This window comes from Edwardsiella sp. A.80236 (genome assembly GCF_044540725.1).
Taxonomy (GTDB): Bacteria; Pseudomonadota; Gammaproteobacteria; order Enterobacterales; family Enterobacteriaceae; genus Edwardsiella; species Edwardsiella tarda.
This window is the reverse complement of sequence record NZ_JBIUCY010000005.1, coordinates 175,901-190,375: the sequence shown is the minus strand read 5'-3', so window position 1 is coordinate 190,375 and position 14,475 is coordinate 175,901. Positions and strand designations below refer to the sequence as shown.

Genomic DNA, 14,475 nt, shown 5'->3' with positions numbered 1-14,475 from the left:
AGAAGTGAAACGCCGTAGCGCCGATGGTAGTGTGGGGTCTCCCCATGCGAGAGTAGGGAACTGCCAGGCATCAAATAGAGAAAAAGCCCCACGCTGATGCGTGGGGCTTTTTCTTTTTCTATCGTTTACTCTCTTGTCTTCGCTGACTGGATATCCCCTTTATTTTATCCTCCTTTTGTTGTGAATCACGCTATGGCGCAATGCTTTCACCGGAAAAGCGATTGACCGTCGGCCAGCCTTCTCGTTAAATGCTCCGATGCATCTCTGGGATCGATCGCCAGGCGTTTCGAATGCTGCGCGCTGTCTGTCTGCCTCGGGGCTAAAAGCTGCCATGGCGGCATTGATGCGCGAGTGATGATGCTCTCTTCCTCTCTGATTTGATGGTGCTTGGCGATGATAATTCAACGATTCTCTTGTGCTCTCGCGTTGTGCGCGGTGTCCTTCTCTCCTTTTACACAGGCCGCACAACCAGCGACGGAAGCGCAACGCGTCGCCGTAGCGGTGGAGCAGACCATCGTGCCATTGCTGCAACAGCAGCAGATCCCCGGCATGGCGGTGGCGGTGGTCTATCGAGGCAAATCCTACTACTACAACTATGGTGTTGCCGATCAGGCGACTCAGCGTGCGGTGACCCCACAGACATTGTTTGAATTAGGCTCGGTAAGTAAAACCTTTACTGGCGTTCTGGGCGGTTATGCCTTACAGCGAGGCGACATTCGCCTGCAAGATCGTGCGGCTACGCTTTGGCCGGCGCTAAGCGGTACGCAATGGCATAACATTACCCTCCAGCAATTGGCAACCTATACCGCGGGGGGATTACCGCTACAGGTGCCGGAGAGCGTGGGCGATAAGGCGCAACTGCTGGACTTCTATCAGCGTTGGCAACCCCAATGGGCCGCCGGAACGACGCGTTATTACTCTAATGCCAGTATCGGTCTGTTTGGTATGTTGGCGGTTCAGCCGAGCGGCTTGAGCTTTAGCCAGGCGATGGCGCGTTGGATCTTGCAGCCCCTGGCATTGCGCCATACCTATCTGAACGTTCCCGCCGCAGCCATGGCTAACTATGCTTGGGGTTACCGTGACGGTCATCCACTGCGTGTGACGCCGGGAGCGTTAGATGAGGAGGCCTATGGTATCAAATCAACCTCGCAGGACATGGCCAGCTGGCTACAGGCCAACATGGATCCCGCTCAGGTTAAAGATAAGACGCTGCGCCAAGCCCTAGAGTTCGCGCAGTCGCGTTACTATCAGGCTGGTGCGTTATACCAGGGATTAGGCTGGGAGATGCTGAACTGGCCGCTGAACGCGCAGACGCTGATTGCTGATAGCGCGAATAGCGTCGCCTTACAGCCTCGCGTCGTGCGCTTGATTACCCCGCCGAGTGCGCCGCAGGCGGCCTCCTGGGTGCATAAGACCGGCTCGACGAATGGCTTTGGCGCGTATATCGCCTTTATTCCTCAGGCTCAGTTAGGCATCGTGATGCTAGCGAATAAAAACTATCCGAACCCGCAGCGAGTCCAAGCTGCCTACACCATTCTGCAACATCTCCAGTAATCCTCCCTTGTGCGGCGCTGCGGCGCCGCCTCTGGCCACTGAATGAAAATTTCTCACGGGCCTTACCCTGTACAAGCGGGATAAAACGGATTATTTTGGCTATCCAGATGTCTAAAAGTGAACATGGACCGTCTTTCATCACCGCTGGAGTGCACGCATGCCAATCAGGATCCCCGATGCCTTACCCGCCGTTAATTTTTTGCGTAATGAAAACGTCTTTGTCATGACGCACTCGCGTGCCGCAGGGCAGGAGATCCGCCCGTTGAAGGTGTTGTTGCTGAACCTGATGCCGAAGAAGATCGAGACAGAGAATCAATTTCTCCGTCTGTTATCGAACTCTCCACTGCAGATCGACATCCAATTACTACGCATCGATCGGCGTGAATCAAAAAATACGCCGAGCGAACATCTGAACAACTTCTATTGCGATTTTGAGGAGATTCAGCAGCAGAATTTCGATGGTTTGATCGTCACCGGTGCTCCATTGGGCTTGGTCGATTTTGGTGATGTCGCCTACTGGTCGCAAATCGCGCGGGTGATTGCATGGGCGCGATCCCATGTGACCTCGACGCTCTTCGTCTGCTGGGCGGTGCAGGCGGCGCTCAACGTGCTATATGGACTACCGAAGATGACACGCAGCGAGAAACTCTCCGGGGTTTACAGCCATCAGACGTTACACCCCTTAGCGTTGCTGACCCGCGGTTTCGATGAGGCTTTTTGGGCGCCACACTCGCGTTATGCCGATTTTCCGGCGTCGCTGATCCGCACGGAGACCGACCTGCAGATCTTTGCCGAGTCGGAACAGGCGGGCGCCTACCTGTTCGCCAGCGCCGATAAGCGCATGGTGTTCGTCACCGGTCATCCGGAATATGACCCCCATACGTTGGCTGATGAATATCAGCGTGATGTGAATGCTGGCCTGGCGCCAACGCTGCCGCTCAACTACTTTCCCCAGGATGACCCTACACGTACCCCCAGGGCGACCTGGCGCAGCCATGGACATCTGCTATTTACTAACTGGTTGAACTATTATGTTTACCAGATAACCCCTTATGATCTGCGCCAGATGAATCCAACCCTGGAGTAAGCCGCCGCTCCAGATGGCGCTCCATCGTCGCACTGCGTTGGGCGTCAGCGTCAGGCCGTCACGCGCCCTCCCGTTTGGGGATGGCGCATGGGCTAACATCCTCTTGATTTCTTTTCTTGGCCGTAATGCGTATAATCGCCGCCCTGATCCTGATGATTTGTTCACCAGACCCGCCTGTCTTACCAATACAAGAGTAGCGTCATGAGTAGTGTCAGCCTAATCCAACCGGAGCGCGATCTGTTCTCCTACACCCCTTATTGGGCCGAATGTTTCGGCACCGCACCGTTCTTACCGATGTCGCGTGAAGAGATGGATAAGCTGGGGTGGGACAGCTGCGACATTATCATCGTGACCGGTGATGCCTACGTGGATCATCCCAGCTTCGGTATGGCCATCGTCGGCCGTATGCTGGAAGCGCAAGGCTTCCGGGTCGGCATCATCGCGCAGCCGGACTGGACCAGTAAAACCGACTTTATGCGCCTGGGTAAGCCGAATCTCTTCTTCGGCGTGACCGCCGGCAACATGGACTCGATGATCAACCGCTATACCGCCGATCGCAAGCTACGTCATGACGATGCCTATACGCCGAATAACGAGGGGGGAAAGCGCCCGGATCGCGCCACCCTGGTTTATAGCCAGCGTTGTAAGGAGGCGTTCAGTGACGTGCCAGTGATCCTCGGGGGGATCGAGGCCAGCCTGCGCCGTGTGGCGCACTACGACTATTGGTCGGATACGGTGCGTCGCTCGGTCCTGGTGGATGCAAAGGCCGATATGCTGATGTATGGCAACGGGGAGCGCCCATTGGTCGAAGTCGCACACCGCTTAGCGGCAGGCGAACCGATCAGCAGCATCTGCGATGTGCGTAACACCGCCATCATGCGCAAGGAGCCGTTACCGGGGTGGAGCGGCGTCGATTCGACTCGCCTCGATACCCCAGGGCGGATTGAGCCGATCCCCAATCCCTACGGCGACGATCTGGCTTGTTCGCCCAAGCCGGTCGACGAGGCGGCGCCGATCACCGTGCGTGCACCCAAGCCCAAACCCTGGGAAAAGACCTACGTTCTATTGCCCTCTTTCGAGAAGGTTAAAGGGGATAAGGTGATGTATGCCCACGCCTCGCGTATTCTGCATCATGAAACCAACCCCGGTTGCGCACGCGCCCTGATGCAGAAACATGGCGATCGTTATGTCTGGGTCAACCCACCGGCCATTCCGCTGAGTACCGAAGAGATGGATAGCGTCTATGCCCTGCCGTTCCAACGGGTACCGCATCCTGCCTACGGTAAGGCGCGTCTACCGGCCTATGACATGATCCGTTTTTCGGTCAACATCATGCGTGGCTGCTACGGCGGTTGTGCCTTCTGTTCGATCACCGAGCATGAGGGGCGCATCATTCAAAGCCGCTCCGAAGACTCCATCATTCGCGAGATCGAAGAGATCCGCGATAAGGTCCCGGGCTTTACCGGGATCATCTCCGATCTCGGCGGTCCGACCGCCAACATGTACATGCTGCGCTGCCAGTCGCCGCGCGCCGAACAGACCTGCCGCCGAGCCTCCTGTGTCTATCCGGATATCTGTCGTCACATGGATACCAATCACGAGCCGACGATTAAGCTCTATCGCCGTGCCCGCGATCTGGCCGGGGTGAAGAAGATCCTGATCGCCTCCGGTGTACGTTACGATCTGGCGGTGCAAGATCCGCGTTACATCAAGGAGCTGGCGACGCATCACGTCGGCGGTTATCTGAAGATTGCCCCGGAGCATACGGAAGAGGGGCCGTTGTCGAAGATGATGAAGCCGGGGATGAGCAGCTATTACCGCTTTAAGGAGCTATTCGATAGCTATTCGAAGCAGGCGGGCAAAGAGCAGTATCTGATCCCCTATTTCATCTCCGCGCATCCGGGAACACGCGACGAGGACATGGTGAACCTGGCGCTTTGGCTTAAGCAGCATCGTTTCCGCCTCGATCAGGTGCAAAACTTCTACCCATCGCCGCTGGCCAACTCGACCACCATGTACTACACCGGGAAGAACCCGCTCTCTAAGGTGGATTATAAGAGCGAAGAGGTGGTGGTGCCGAAGGGAGAACGCCAACGCCGTCTACATAAAGCGCTGTTACGTTATCATGATCCGGCGAACTGGCCGATGATCCGCGCCGCGCTGGAGGAGATGGGGCTGCAACATCTGATCGGTAATCGCCGCGAGTGCCTGGTCCCCGCACCGACGCTGGAGGAGCAGCGCGCCGCTCGCCGGGGTTATCAGCGCAACATGACGCCGGCGATGACGAAACACACCGGTGCGCCACGCCGTCCTGCCGCTAATGCTCAGAGCAGTAGTCGGCCGGCGAAGAGTGGGGCGGTGAAGGGAGCGGCGCAGCCCGCTCCGCGTTCGGGCGGGAAGGGAGACAATGGCCGTCCTGCTCGTCCAGAGGGGCGCAATACCCGTCGTCCTGCCGGGCAGAGCAAGAAGCCGCGCTAAAGGTCTCATGAGTGGCCCTGATGCATCGCATCAGGGCCATACTCACGCCCTACAGGCGCATATAGGTGGCGGGATCGGATCCCAGCCGCTTGCCGCACTCCAGACGGGCGATCTGTGCCAGTTCGCCCGCCTCCAGTTTAAAGTCAAATACGGCGATATTTTCCTTCAGACGCATCGCCGAGACGGTTTTCGGGATCACGATGCGCCCGCAATCCAGATGCCAACGAATGACAATCTGCGCCGGCGTCTTACCATACTTGGCCGCCAGGCGGCGAATCGGCTCGGCGTCAAACACGCCCTCTCCCCCCTGAGCCAAGGGGCTCCAGGCCTCGGTCGCAATACCGTGGCGGCGGTTCCAGGCTTGCAATGTCGCTTGCTGCATCAAGGGATGAAGTTCGATCTGATTGACGGCAGGTACCACACCGGTCTCATCCAGCAGGCGTTGGATATGCTCGGGATTGAAGTTACAGACTCCGATACTCTTGACCACGCCTTGGCGGCGCAGGGCGATCAGGTGGCGCCAGGCATGGACGAAGGTGTCCTGCAGCGCCATCGGCCAGTGGATGAGGTAGAGATCGACATACTCCAGACGTAGCTTATGTAGGCTCGCGTGCAGGGCGCGCTCAACCTCCAGATGGTCGGCATTCCACAGCTTCGTGGTGATGAACAGCGACTCACGCGCCAGGCCGCTCTGCTGCAATGCCTGGCCGACACCGCTTTCATTACCGTAGATCGCGGCAGTATCGATGGCGCGGTAACCGACGCGTAACGCCTCGCCGACGACGTCGCGCGCTAAGACATCGCTGACCTGCCAGACCCCTAATCCGAGTTGTGGGATGCGGTTGCCATCATTCAGCGTAATAGAGGGAGGGGTAGGCATGACGATCTCCAGTGTGGGTTGTATCGAAGAGGTACTCATCAGATTTTTACCTTAGCACACTCCCTATTATCGTGGATCGTCCGACTGGGTCGGCATGCGTAACGCGTGAGCCGGCTAGTATTTTTCTGTGATATAGGGTTATGTTATGGCTATCAGCCAAAAGGAGAGCCACCCCGTGTTTGAACATGTAGATGACTATGCCGGCGACCCGATCCTCTCTCTCATGGAGCGTTTCCAGCAGGATCCTCGTCCCGAGAAAGTGAACCTGAGTATCGGACTGTATTATGACCAGCGGGGCGAGGTACCGATGCTCTCCTCGGTCGCCACCGTCTTGGATCGCCTGAATGCGGCGCCGCCGACGGCACCGCTTTATTTACCCATGGAAGGCTTGGCCAGTTATCGTGGCGCCGTACAGTCGCTGCTATTGGGCGCCGATCACCCGGCGTTGCGCCAGAAACGCGTGGCGACGGTGCAAACGGTGGGGGGATCGGGGGCCTTGAAGATCGGTGCCGACTTTTTGCGACGCTATTTCCCTGCCGCTGAGGTATGGGTCAGCGATCCGACGTGGGAGAACCATGTCGCGATCTTCGAGGGGGCGGGTTTTCGTGTGCATCGTTATCCCTATTTCGACTCACAGACGTTAGGGGTACGCTTCGACGCCATGCTGGCGGCATTGGAGCAGTTAGCGCCGCAGAGCATCGTGCTGTTGCACCCCTGCTGCCATAATCCGACGGGCGCGGATCTAACGCCTGCGCAGTGGGACACGCTAGTAGCGCTGTTGCGTCGACGTACCCTGATCCCCTTCCTTGATATCGCCTATCAAGGATTCGGCGGCGGCATGGATCACGATGTCTACGCCATTCGCGCCATCGCTGATGCCGGGCTGCCATGTCTGATCAGCAACTCCTTCTCCAAGATCTTCTCGCTGTATGGCGAGCGGGTCGGCGGCTTATCGGTGTTATGTGGCGATAGCGCCGAGGCGGCACGAGTCTTGGGGCAGTTAAAGGCAACGGTACGACGTAACTACTCCAGCCCGCCGTTACACGGTGCGACGCTGGTGGCTGGCGTGCTCAGCGATCCGGCATTACATCGCCAATGGCGGGGAGAGGTCGAGGCGATGCGCTTGCGTATCATCGATATGCGTAAGCAGTTGGCCTCCCTGCTCAATCAGGCGCTGCCGCAGCGTAACTTCGACTATCTACGCCGCCAGCGTGGGATGTTCAGCTATACCGGGCTGTCGCCTCAGCAGGTGGCGCAACTGCAGCAGCAGGACGCAGTCTATCTGGTGGCGAGCGGTCGAATCTGTATGGCCGGCTTGAATGAGGGGAATCTGGCGCGCGTAGCGGCGGCATTGGCGCGCGTGATGGCCTGAGGTACATAGTGTTTCAGCGCGAAGGGGGGCGTAATACTGCGCCCCTCTCTTATGACTGAGACTGGCGTAGATTCTGCGTTTGCTCCCGGCGCTTTGGCTCCCCTTGTCCTTTTCTGACGCGGCGTCTGGCTATCTTTACAGAACTTTCCGCTGCGTTTTCTTGCTGCCAGCTGTACAAAGAATATACTTATCGAGGACGTTGTAAGAATGTGGTATCAGCAAACCTTGACGCTGCGGGCGAGAGCGCGCGGTTTCCATCTGATCACGGCGGAGATCACCGCCGCATTACCGGCCTTGTGTCAGGTACGGGTGGGGCTGTTGCATCTGCTGTTACAACACACTTCGGCGTCGCTTACCCTCAATGAAAACTGTGATCCCACAGTGCGTCATGACATGGAACGTTATTTTTTGCGTGCGGTGCCGGAAGATGCTCCCTATGCGCACGACGACGAAGGTGCGGACGACATGCCCGCCCACATCAAGTCGTCTCTGCTGGGAACCTCGCTGGTGGTGCCGATACGCCAGGGCGCGTTACAGCTTGGAACCTGGCAGGGTATTTGGCTTGGCGAACACCGTATACAGGGCGGGATACGCCGTATCGTAGCAACCATACAAGGGGATAGGATTGATGGATAATTCGGCATTTATGCAATATTGCCTGTCGAAGCCCGGGGCGCAGCAAACCTTACAGAACCGCTGGCGTACCCACCAAGTGCGTGTTGGCGGGGTATTATTCGCGATGGTGGAGAATGGTGAGGCACGCCCGGCGGTGGCGGTGAAGACCAGCTGTGAGCAGGCCGCCAGGCTGCGCAGTCTTCACAAGGATATCGTACCGAGCAGTCGCCTGAACAAGGCGCACTGGAGCACCGTGTTCCTCGACGGTGCCCTCAACGATTCGTTGCTTTATCAGTTGGTGGATGGCTCCTACCAGTTGGCGCTACATCAAGCCAGCGAGCAGCACCCGTTACAGTAAGTTCCCCGCGAAGCTGTACCGGCCGCCGGGCGATGTCCCGGCGGCGTGGTACGTATCACGCGTGTTCGAGGATCGGGCGCAGGAAGCGTGCGGTATGCGAGGTTTCGCATTGCGCGACGGTTTCCGGCGTCCCAGCGACCAAGATTTGTCCACCACCGCTGCCGCCTTCCGGCCCCAGATCGACGATCCAGTCCGCCGTTTTGATCACGTCCAAATTGTGCTCGATAACCACGATGGTATTGCCCTGGTCACGTAGCTGGTGCAATACCGCCAGGAGTTGCTGAATATCGGCGAAGTGTAGACCGGTGGTCGGTTCGTCCAGAATATACAGGGTTTGCCCAGTGCCGCGCTTAGAGAGCTCTCGTGATAGCTTAACGCGCTGTGCCTCGCCGCCGGATAGGGTGGTGGCCGATTGTCCCAAACGAATATAACCCAGACCAACATCCATCAGCGTCTGTAGCTTACGCGCCAGCGCCGGGACGGCGTCGAAGAAACTGCGCGCCTCCTCGATGGTCATCTCCAGCACCTCGTGGATGTTCTTCCCTTTGTATTTGATCTCCAAGGTTTCGCGGTTATAGCGCTTACCTTTGCAGTGATCGCATGGTACGTAGATGTCCGGTAGAAAGTGCATCTCCACCTTGATCACCCCATCGCCCTGGCAGGCCTCACAGCGCCCCCCGCGTACGTTAAAGCTGAAGCGGCCAGGGGTATAACCACGGGCGCGCGACTCCGGTACCCCGGAGAACAGCTCACGGATCGGGGTGAAGATACCGGTGTAGGTCGCCGGGTTAGAGCGTGGCGTCCGTCCGATGGGGCTTTGATCGATGTCGATCACCTTGTCGAAGTGCTCCAGCCCCTCAATGCTACGGTAGGGGGCCGGTTCACTCAGCGTGGCGCCATTCAACTGGCGTTGCGCGATGGGGAACAGCGTATCGTTGATAAGCGTCGATTTGCCGGAGCCAGAGACACCGGTGATGCAGGTGAACAGCCCGACGGGCAGGGTTAATGTCACCTCTTTCAGGTTATTACCACGCGCACCGCTCAGCTTGAGCACACGCGTTGGATCGGCGGCGACCCGCTCGCTGGGGATGGCGATCTTACGTTGTCCGCTCAGATATTGGCCGGTGAGGGAGGCGGGGGTCGCCATGATCTGCGCCACGTCGCCTTGGGCGACGATCTCGCCACCATGCACGCCGGCACCGGGGCCGATGTCGATGATATGATCGGCGGCACGGATGGCGTCTTCATCGTGCTCGACGACGATCACCGTGTTACCCAGGTTGCGCAGATGCATCAATGTGTCGAGCAGGCGCTCATTATCGCGTTGATGTAGGCCGATGGAGGGTTCATCCAGTACATACATCACCCCGACCAGCCCGGCACCGATCTGGCTGGCCAGGCGGATGCGTTGCGCCTCGCCGCCGGACAGCGTCTCGGCCGAGCGCGACAGGGTCAAATAGTTGAGCCCGACGTTGACCAGAAATTGCAGGCGTTCGCCGATCTCTTTCAGCACCTTTTCGGCGATCTTGGCGCGTTGTCCGCTGAGGGCCAGTTGGTGGAAGAAGCGTAACGCCGCGCCGATGCTGAGATCGGCGATCTGCGGCAGGGTGGTGTCCTCGATGAAGACATTACGCGCCTCTTCGCGCAGACGGGTTCCACCGCAGGCGGCGCAGGGACGGTTGCTGATAAACTTCGCCAGCTCCTCGCGTACCGCGCTGGACTCGGTCTCTTTATAGCGGCGCTCCATGTTGTGCAGCACCCCCTCGAAGGGGTGATGGCGTACCGTGGTGTCGCCGCGATCGTTAATGTACTTGAACTCGATCTCTTCTTTGCCTGAGCCGTAGAGCACTACCTTCCGTACCGCCTCGCTCAGTGAGTCGAAAGGCGCTTCGATATCAAAATGATAATGGTCGGCTAACGAGCGCAGCATCTGGAAATAGTAGAAGTTACGGCGATCCCAACCGCGAATCGCACCACCGGCTAACGAGAGCTCGCCATTCTGCACCACGCGATCGGGATCGAAGTATTGCTGAACACCCAGGCCATCACAGGTCGGACAGGCGCCTGCCGGGTTATTGAAGGAGAACAGGCGCGGTTCTAACTCCCGCATGCTGTAGCCACACAGAGGACAGGCGAAGTTGGCGGAGAACAGCAACTCTTCCGCCTGGGGATCGTCCATATCGGCCACGACCGCACTGCCGCCAGAGAGTTCTAGCGTGGTCTCGAATGATTCGGCCAGGCGCTGTGCCATGTCAGGGCGAACCTTAAAGCGATCGACCACCACGTCGATGCTGTGTTTCTTTTGCAGCTCTAGCTTCGGCGGATCGGAGAGATCGCAGACCTCGCCATCGATCCGCGCGCGGATATACCCTTGCGCCGCCAGGTTTTCCAGGGTCTTACTGTGTTCGCCCTTACGATCCTTGATGATCGGCGCCAGCAGCATCAGACGCTTACCTTCCGGTTGCGCCAACACATTGTCGACCATCTGGCTGACGGTCTGCGCCGCCAGCGGCGTGCCATGCGTCGGGCAACGTGGCTCGCCGACACGGGCGAACAGCAGACGTAGATAGTCATGGATTTCGGTGATGGTGCCGACGGTAGAGCGTGGGTTATGTGAGGTTGACTTTTGTTCGATGGAGATGGCGGGTGATAAGCCCTCGATATGATCGACATCGGGCTTCTCCATCAACGACAAAAACTGGCGGGCGTAGGCGGAGAGTGACTCGACGTAGCGCCGTTGTCCTTCGGCATACAGCGTATCGAACGCCAGAGAGGACTTACCGGATCCGGACAGGCCGGTGATGACCACCAGTTTGTCGCGGGGAATGATCAGGTTGATATTCTTGAGATTGTGGGTGCGAGCACCCCGTATTTCTATTTTATCCATTACCGACTTCCCGGATTAACAGTTATCGATCTCTGCGTGCACAAACGTGATCAATAATTATGACATATTCAAAACTGAATGAATATCCAGTATTCAATGGCCGTACCGCTGACGGATTACGGCGTGCGCCGCAGAAACGATCGAGAGTGCTCAAGCGCCGCTGGCGTGTTAGAATTTACCGTTTAGACTGAATAAATTTACTTCATCAGGAGAGTCGATATGGCCAGCAGAGGCGTAAACAAAGTGATTCTTATCGGTAATCTGGGTCAGGATCCGGAAGTCCGTTATATGCCGAACGGCGGTGCCGTTGCCAACTTGACGCTGGCGACCTCTGAATCTTGGCGTGACAAGCAGACCGGTGAGCAGAAAGAGCGCACCGAATGGCATCGTGTCGCGCTGTACGGCAAGCTGGCGGAGATCGCCGGCGAATACCTGCGCAAAGGCTCTCAGGTATACGTTGAGGGGCAACTGCGTACGCGTAAGTGGCAGGATCAGAGCGGCCAGGACCGCTATACCACCGAAGTCGTCGTCGACATCAACGGCTCTATGCAGATGCTGGGGGGACGTCAGGGTGGCGGGGCTCCGATGGGTAACCAAGGTAACCAAGGCCAGCAAGGGGGCTGGGGCCAGCCGCAGCAGCCGCAAGGCGCCGCCTTCAGCGGTGGGCAATCCGCGCCGCGTCAGCAGCAGGGGGGTTATGCCGCGCCAGCACAACCGGCCGCACCGCAGAGCAACGAGCCGCCGATGGATTTCGATGATGATATCCCGTTCTGATCGCGCGGGTAGACGGTCAGAGAGCCCCGCGATGCGGGGCTTTTTCTTTGGCGTAATCGGCCATGAGGCGTGGCGAAGCATCGTGAAGGGTGATGCGGTGGAGATGGCCTACTATTTCTGCGGCTCGGCGAGCTGAGAGGGTGTGATGGTATTACGACGACTTTCCTGGATGGTGGGCAGTGGTGCCTGGCTGATGCCATGGGTATTGTTGCTCTGGCAGTGGCTGGAGACGGGGCGTTATCAGGCTGCGCTCTCCGCCCAGGCGTATCGAAGCTGGCAGATGACGGTACTGCTGGCCGATGCGGCCTTTGCCGGCCTTCTGTCATTATTGGCGTTGTTGGTGGGGGCGCTCGCCCTGGCACGCAGTACGCCGGAAAGTGTGCGGCCAGGCCAGCGTATGGTCGAGCTTGTGGTGTTGGCCCTACCGCTATTGTTTGCCATGTTCGTCGCCGGCCTGTTCTGGCTACATGGTTGAGTGGGCCCGTTGGATGGGCCCACTCGGTGCATTACGGTGTCGTTAGCTCATACTTTTTGATCTTGCGGTAGAGCGTCGCGATGCCTATCCCCAACTCTTCCGCCGCCTGCTTCTTGTTACTGTGGCGTGATAGCGCCTCGCGGATCATCTGCTTCTCCATCTCCTCCAGCGCCGTGCTGCCATGGTCATCGCAGGCCACACTACTCTGATAGTGGCTGTTGTCTTCGCGGTAGACCGGCGTGACCTGGCCATTGACCAGGTTCGGCGGCAGCAACGCCGTATCGATCACCTCGCCGCTGGGCACCACGTTGATCAGGTACTCCATCAGGTTACTCAGCTCGCGTACGTTACCCGGCCAACGGTAGCGTTTGAGTAACATCATCACCTGCGGGGAGATCCCCGGGTAGACCAGGCCGATACGCTTGGTATGCAGGTTAAGGAAGTAGTGGATCAGCAGCTCGATGTCGCCATTACGCTCGCGTAGTGGCGGTAGCGCGACGGGGATGACGTTGAGGCGGTAGTAGAGATCCTCGCGGAATTTTCCCTCCGCGATGTACTGCTCCAGATTCTGGTTGGTCGCCGAGATGATGCGGATATCGACGGAGACCGGGTTACTGGAGCCGATCGGCTGAACCTCCCGAGCCTCGATGGCCCGCAACAGCTTGGCTTGCAGCGTGAGGGGCATGTCGCCGATCTCATCGAGGAATAGCGTACCGTGATTAGCCGCCTGGATCAGGCCGACCTTACCGTTGGCCGAAGCCCCGGTGAAGGCCCCCTTCACATAGCCGAACAGCTCGCTCTCCAGCAGTTGGTCGGGAATGGCGGCGCAGTTGATGGCGATGAAGGGCTTATTGTTACGATCGCTCAACTGGTGGATGGCACGCGCCACCACTTCTTTACCGGTGCCGCTCTCACCGACGATCAGCACGCTGGAGGGACTGGGTGCCACGCGGCTGATTAAGCGTTTGAGGGTGCGCATCGGACGACACTCCCCCACCAGATGTTCGATACGCGGATCGTCCGGATTCAGCTCGACGTTCATCGGCGAGTGAGACTGATGGAACGCCATCAGGAACAGCTGGTGGTCCTGTATATCGTGTAGCTGCCCGATGACCAACTCTTGATGCTGATCGAAGGTGACGATATGTTGCAGATGGCCGCTGAGATAGTTTTGTTGATAGGTCAGCGGGCGAATATTAAAAGTTTTACCTATAACTTGCTCATTAATGGCATTCAATTGTTTTAATGCCGTCGCGTTGGCAAATTTCGCCTGATTATTTTCGTCAAGGACGACCACCCCCTGATCCATATTCTCGATTAGGCTTAGCAGTATTTTGCTGACGCCATCGTTTGCTCCTTGGCTTTCCAATAGTTTAGAGACGAATATGTTGGATATATGGCGAACGTAATCGGAGAACTCGTGTAAATTATCTTTTATTCGTTCTTGTTGCTCTTGGGTAAAGGCGACCAGGCTAATCACCCCGATACAGTTTCCTTGGAACAGAATGGGCGTACCAAGGAAAGCCTTCTCCTTACAGTTATCCTTACTGTTGCATCCTTCACAGACCGGATCGAAACGTGAGCGGATCACCACCTTTTCCTGTTTAGTATCGAGGACGTAACGCAGTAGGCGTGAATTGCTGTTGAGCTTGCGGCCGAAGAACTTGCCATACGGGCCGGTGCCGGCGACGCGTGTCATGGCGGCATCGACGATTTCAACCTCCAGTTGCAGTACGCTAGACAGCATCTTGGTAAAGCGCAGAATGATGGGTTGGATCTGCATTAAAACGGATTGCGTGTTTGCCGACGTCATAATTAAACCTTTCTTTTAGCACTTAACCAGTTACCCGGTGTCGCGGATATTTTGGCGGTGGTGACAACCTATTCCATTAGGTCACATGCATCTTCGTTTATCGCATGATACTAACTCAGCAAAATTGAATTTTGATAAATATGGATTTTTTTTCGCGCGCGATACGACAAATATGTAATAGC

General features: G+C 57.5%; 11 protein-coding genes. 8 read left to right on the top strand and 3 right to left on the bottom strand.

Annotated elements, in window-relative coordinates:
* The first annotated feature begins 393 nt into the window (after positions 1 to 393).
* The 3 genes from ampC (at position 394) to ACEQFP_RS06830 (ending at position 5,119) form a co-directional block, all read left to right on the top strand.
* Entirely contained in the window at positions 394 to 1,554 is a 1,161-nt protein-coding gene (gene ampC / locus ACEQFP_RS06840; RefSeq protein ID WP_370547163.1) for a class C beta-lactamase, read from the top strand.
* 157 nt (positions 1,555 to 1,711) lie between these two features.
* Positions 1,712 to 2,641, top strand: coding sequence for a homoserine O-succinyltransferase (gene metA, locus ACEQFP_RS06835; RefSeq protein ID WP_005289706.1), 930 nt, complete (start codon positions 1,712 to 1,714; stop codon positions 2,639 to 2,641).
* 201 nt (positions 2,642 to 2,842) lie between these two features.
* Positions 2,843 to 5,119 carry a YgiQ family radical SAM protein gene (locus tag ACEQFP_RS06830; RefSeq protein WP_005289708.1) on the top strand — a complete coding sequence of 759 codons (2,277 nt, stop codon included), beginning with the start codon at positions 2,843 to 2,845 and terminating at the stop codon, positions 5,117 to 5,119.
* 49 nt (positions 5,120 to 5,168) lie between these two features.
* On the opposite strand, the gene dkgA is transcribed toward ACEQFP_RS06830, so the two are convergent.
* Positions 5,169 to 5,999, bottom strand: coding sequence for a 2,5-didehydrogluconate reductase DkgA (dkgA, locus tag ACEQFP_RS06825; protein WP_068870397.1), 831 nt, complete (start codon positions 5,997 to 5,999; stop codon positions 5,169 to 5,171).
* Positions 6,000 to 6,174: 175 nt separating this feature from the next.
* On the opposite strand from dkgA, the gene ACEQFP_RS06820 reads away from it, so the two are divergent.
* The 3 genes from ACEQFP_RS06820 (at position 6,175) to ACEQFP_RS06810 (ending at position 8,344) form a co-directional block, all read left to right on the top strand.
* Entirely contained in the window at positions 6,175 to 7,371 is a 1,197-nt protein-coding gene (locus tag ACEQFP_RS06820) for an amino acid aminotransferase (protein ID WP_035597085.1), read from the top strand.
* A gap of 207 nt (positions 7,372 to 7,578) precedes the next feature.
* Positions 7,579 to 8,007 carry a secondary thiamine-phosphate synthase enzyme YjbQ gene (locus ACEQFP_RS06815; RefSeq protein ID WP_005289714.1) on the top strand — a complete coding sequence of 143 codons (429 nt, stop codon included), beginning with the start codon at positions 7,579 to 7,581 and terminating at the stop codon, positions 8,005 to 8,007.
* Positions 8,000 to 8,344, top strand: coding sequence for an MmcQ/YjbR family DNA-binding protein (locus ACEQFP_RS06810; RefSeq protein WP_005289715.1), 345 nt, complete (start codon positions 8,000 to 8,002; stop codon positions 8,342 to 8,344). Before ACEQFP_RS06815 ends, ACEQFP_RS06810 begins: the two co-directional genes overlap by 8 nt.
* A gap of 55 nt (positions 8,345 to 8,399) precedes the next feature.
* Here ACEQFP_RS06810 and uvrA read toward each other — a convergent pair whose 3' ends face one another.
* A complete protein-coding gene (uvrA, locus tag ACEQFP_RS06805) occupies positions 8,400 to 11,231 on the bottom strand; it encodes an excinuclease ABC subunit UvrA (RefSeq protein WP_005296133.1) in 2,832 nt (943 codons plus the stop codon).
* A 219-nt stretch (positions 11,232 to 11,450) separates the two neighbouring features.
* Here uvrA and ACEQFP_RS06800 point away from each other — a divergent pair, with 219 nt between their 5' ends.
* Together ACEQFP_RS06800 and ACEQFP_RS06795 are read left to right on the top strand one after the other, a co-directional pair.
* On the top strand, positions 11,451 to 12,005 hold the full coding sequence (locus ACEQFP_RS06800; protein WP_005289723.1) for a single-stranded DNA-binding protein: 555 nt from the start codon (positions 11,451 to 11,453) through the stop codon (positions 12,003 to 12,005).
* A 145-nt stretch (positions 12,006 to 12,150) separates the two neighbouring features.
* On the top strand, positions 12,151 to 12,480 hold the full coding sequence (locus tag ACEQFP_RS06795; protein WP_005296137.1) for a hypothetical protein: 330 nt from the start codon (positions 12,151 to 12,153) through the stop codon (positions 12,478 to 12,480).
* Positions 12,481 to 12,511: 31 nt separating this feature from the next.
* Here ACEQFP_RS06795 and ACEQFP_RS06790 read toward each other — a convergent pair whose 3' ends face one another.
* Positions 12,512 to 14,293, bottom strand: a complete 1,782-nt coding sequence (locus ACEQFP_RS06790) for a sigma-54-dependent Fis family transcriptional regulator (protein WP_005289730.1) — start codon at positions 14,291 to 14,293, stop codon at positions 12,512 to 12,514.
* Positions 14,294 to 14,475 lie beyond the last annotated feature (182 nt).

Bases quoted from the DNA above. Each gene is read 5' to 3' on its own strand.
- ampC (WP_370547163.1), top strand. From the start codon at position 394: ATGATAATTCAACGATTCTCTTGTGCTCTCGCGTTGTGCGCGGTGTCC.
- metA (WP_005289706.1), top strand. From the start codon at position 1,712: ATGCCAATCAGGATCCCCGATGCCTTACCCGCCGTTAATTTTTTGCGT.
- ACEQFP_RS06830 (WP_005289708.1), top strand. From the start codon at position 2,843: ATGAGTAGTGTCAGCCTAATCCAACCGGAGCGCGATCTGTTCTCCTAC.
- dkgA (WP_068870397.1), bottom strand. From the start codon at position 5,999: ATGCCTACCCCTCCCTCTATTACGCTGAATGATGGCAACCGCATCCCA.
- ACEQFP_RS06815 (WP_005289714.1), top strand. From the start codon at position 7,579: ATGTGGTATCAGCAAACCTTGACGCTGCGGGCGAGAGCGCGCGGTTTC.
- ACEQFP_RS06810 (WP_005289715.1), top strand. From the start codon at position 8,000: ATGGATAATTCGGCATTTATGCAATATTGCCTGTCGAAGCCCGGGGCG.
- uvrA (WP_005296133.1), bottom strand. From the start codon at position 11,231: ATGGATAAAATAGAAATACGGGGTGCTCGCACCCACAATCTCAAGAAT.
- ACEQFP_RS06800 (WP_005289723.1), top strand. From the start codon at position 11,451: ATGGCCAGCAGAGGCGTAAACAAAGTGATTCTTATCGGTAATCTGGGT.
- ACEQFP_RS06795 (WP_005296137.1), top strand. From the start codon at position 12,151: ATGGTATTACGACGACTTTCCTGGATGGTGGGCAGTGGTGCCTGGCTG.
- ACEQFP_RS06790 (WP_005289730.1), bottom strand. From the start codon at position 14,293: ATGACGTCGGCAAACACGCAATCCGTTTTAATGCAGATCCAACCCATC.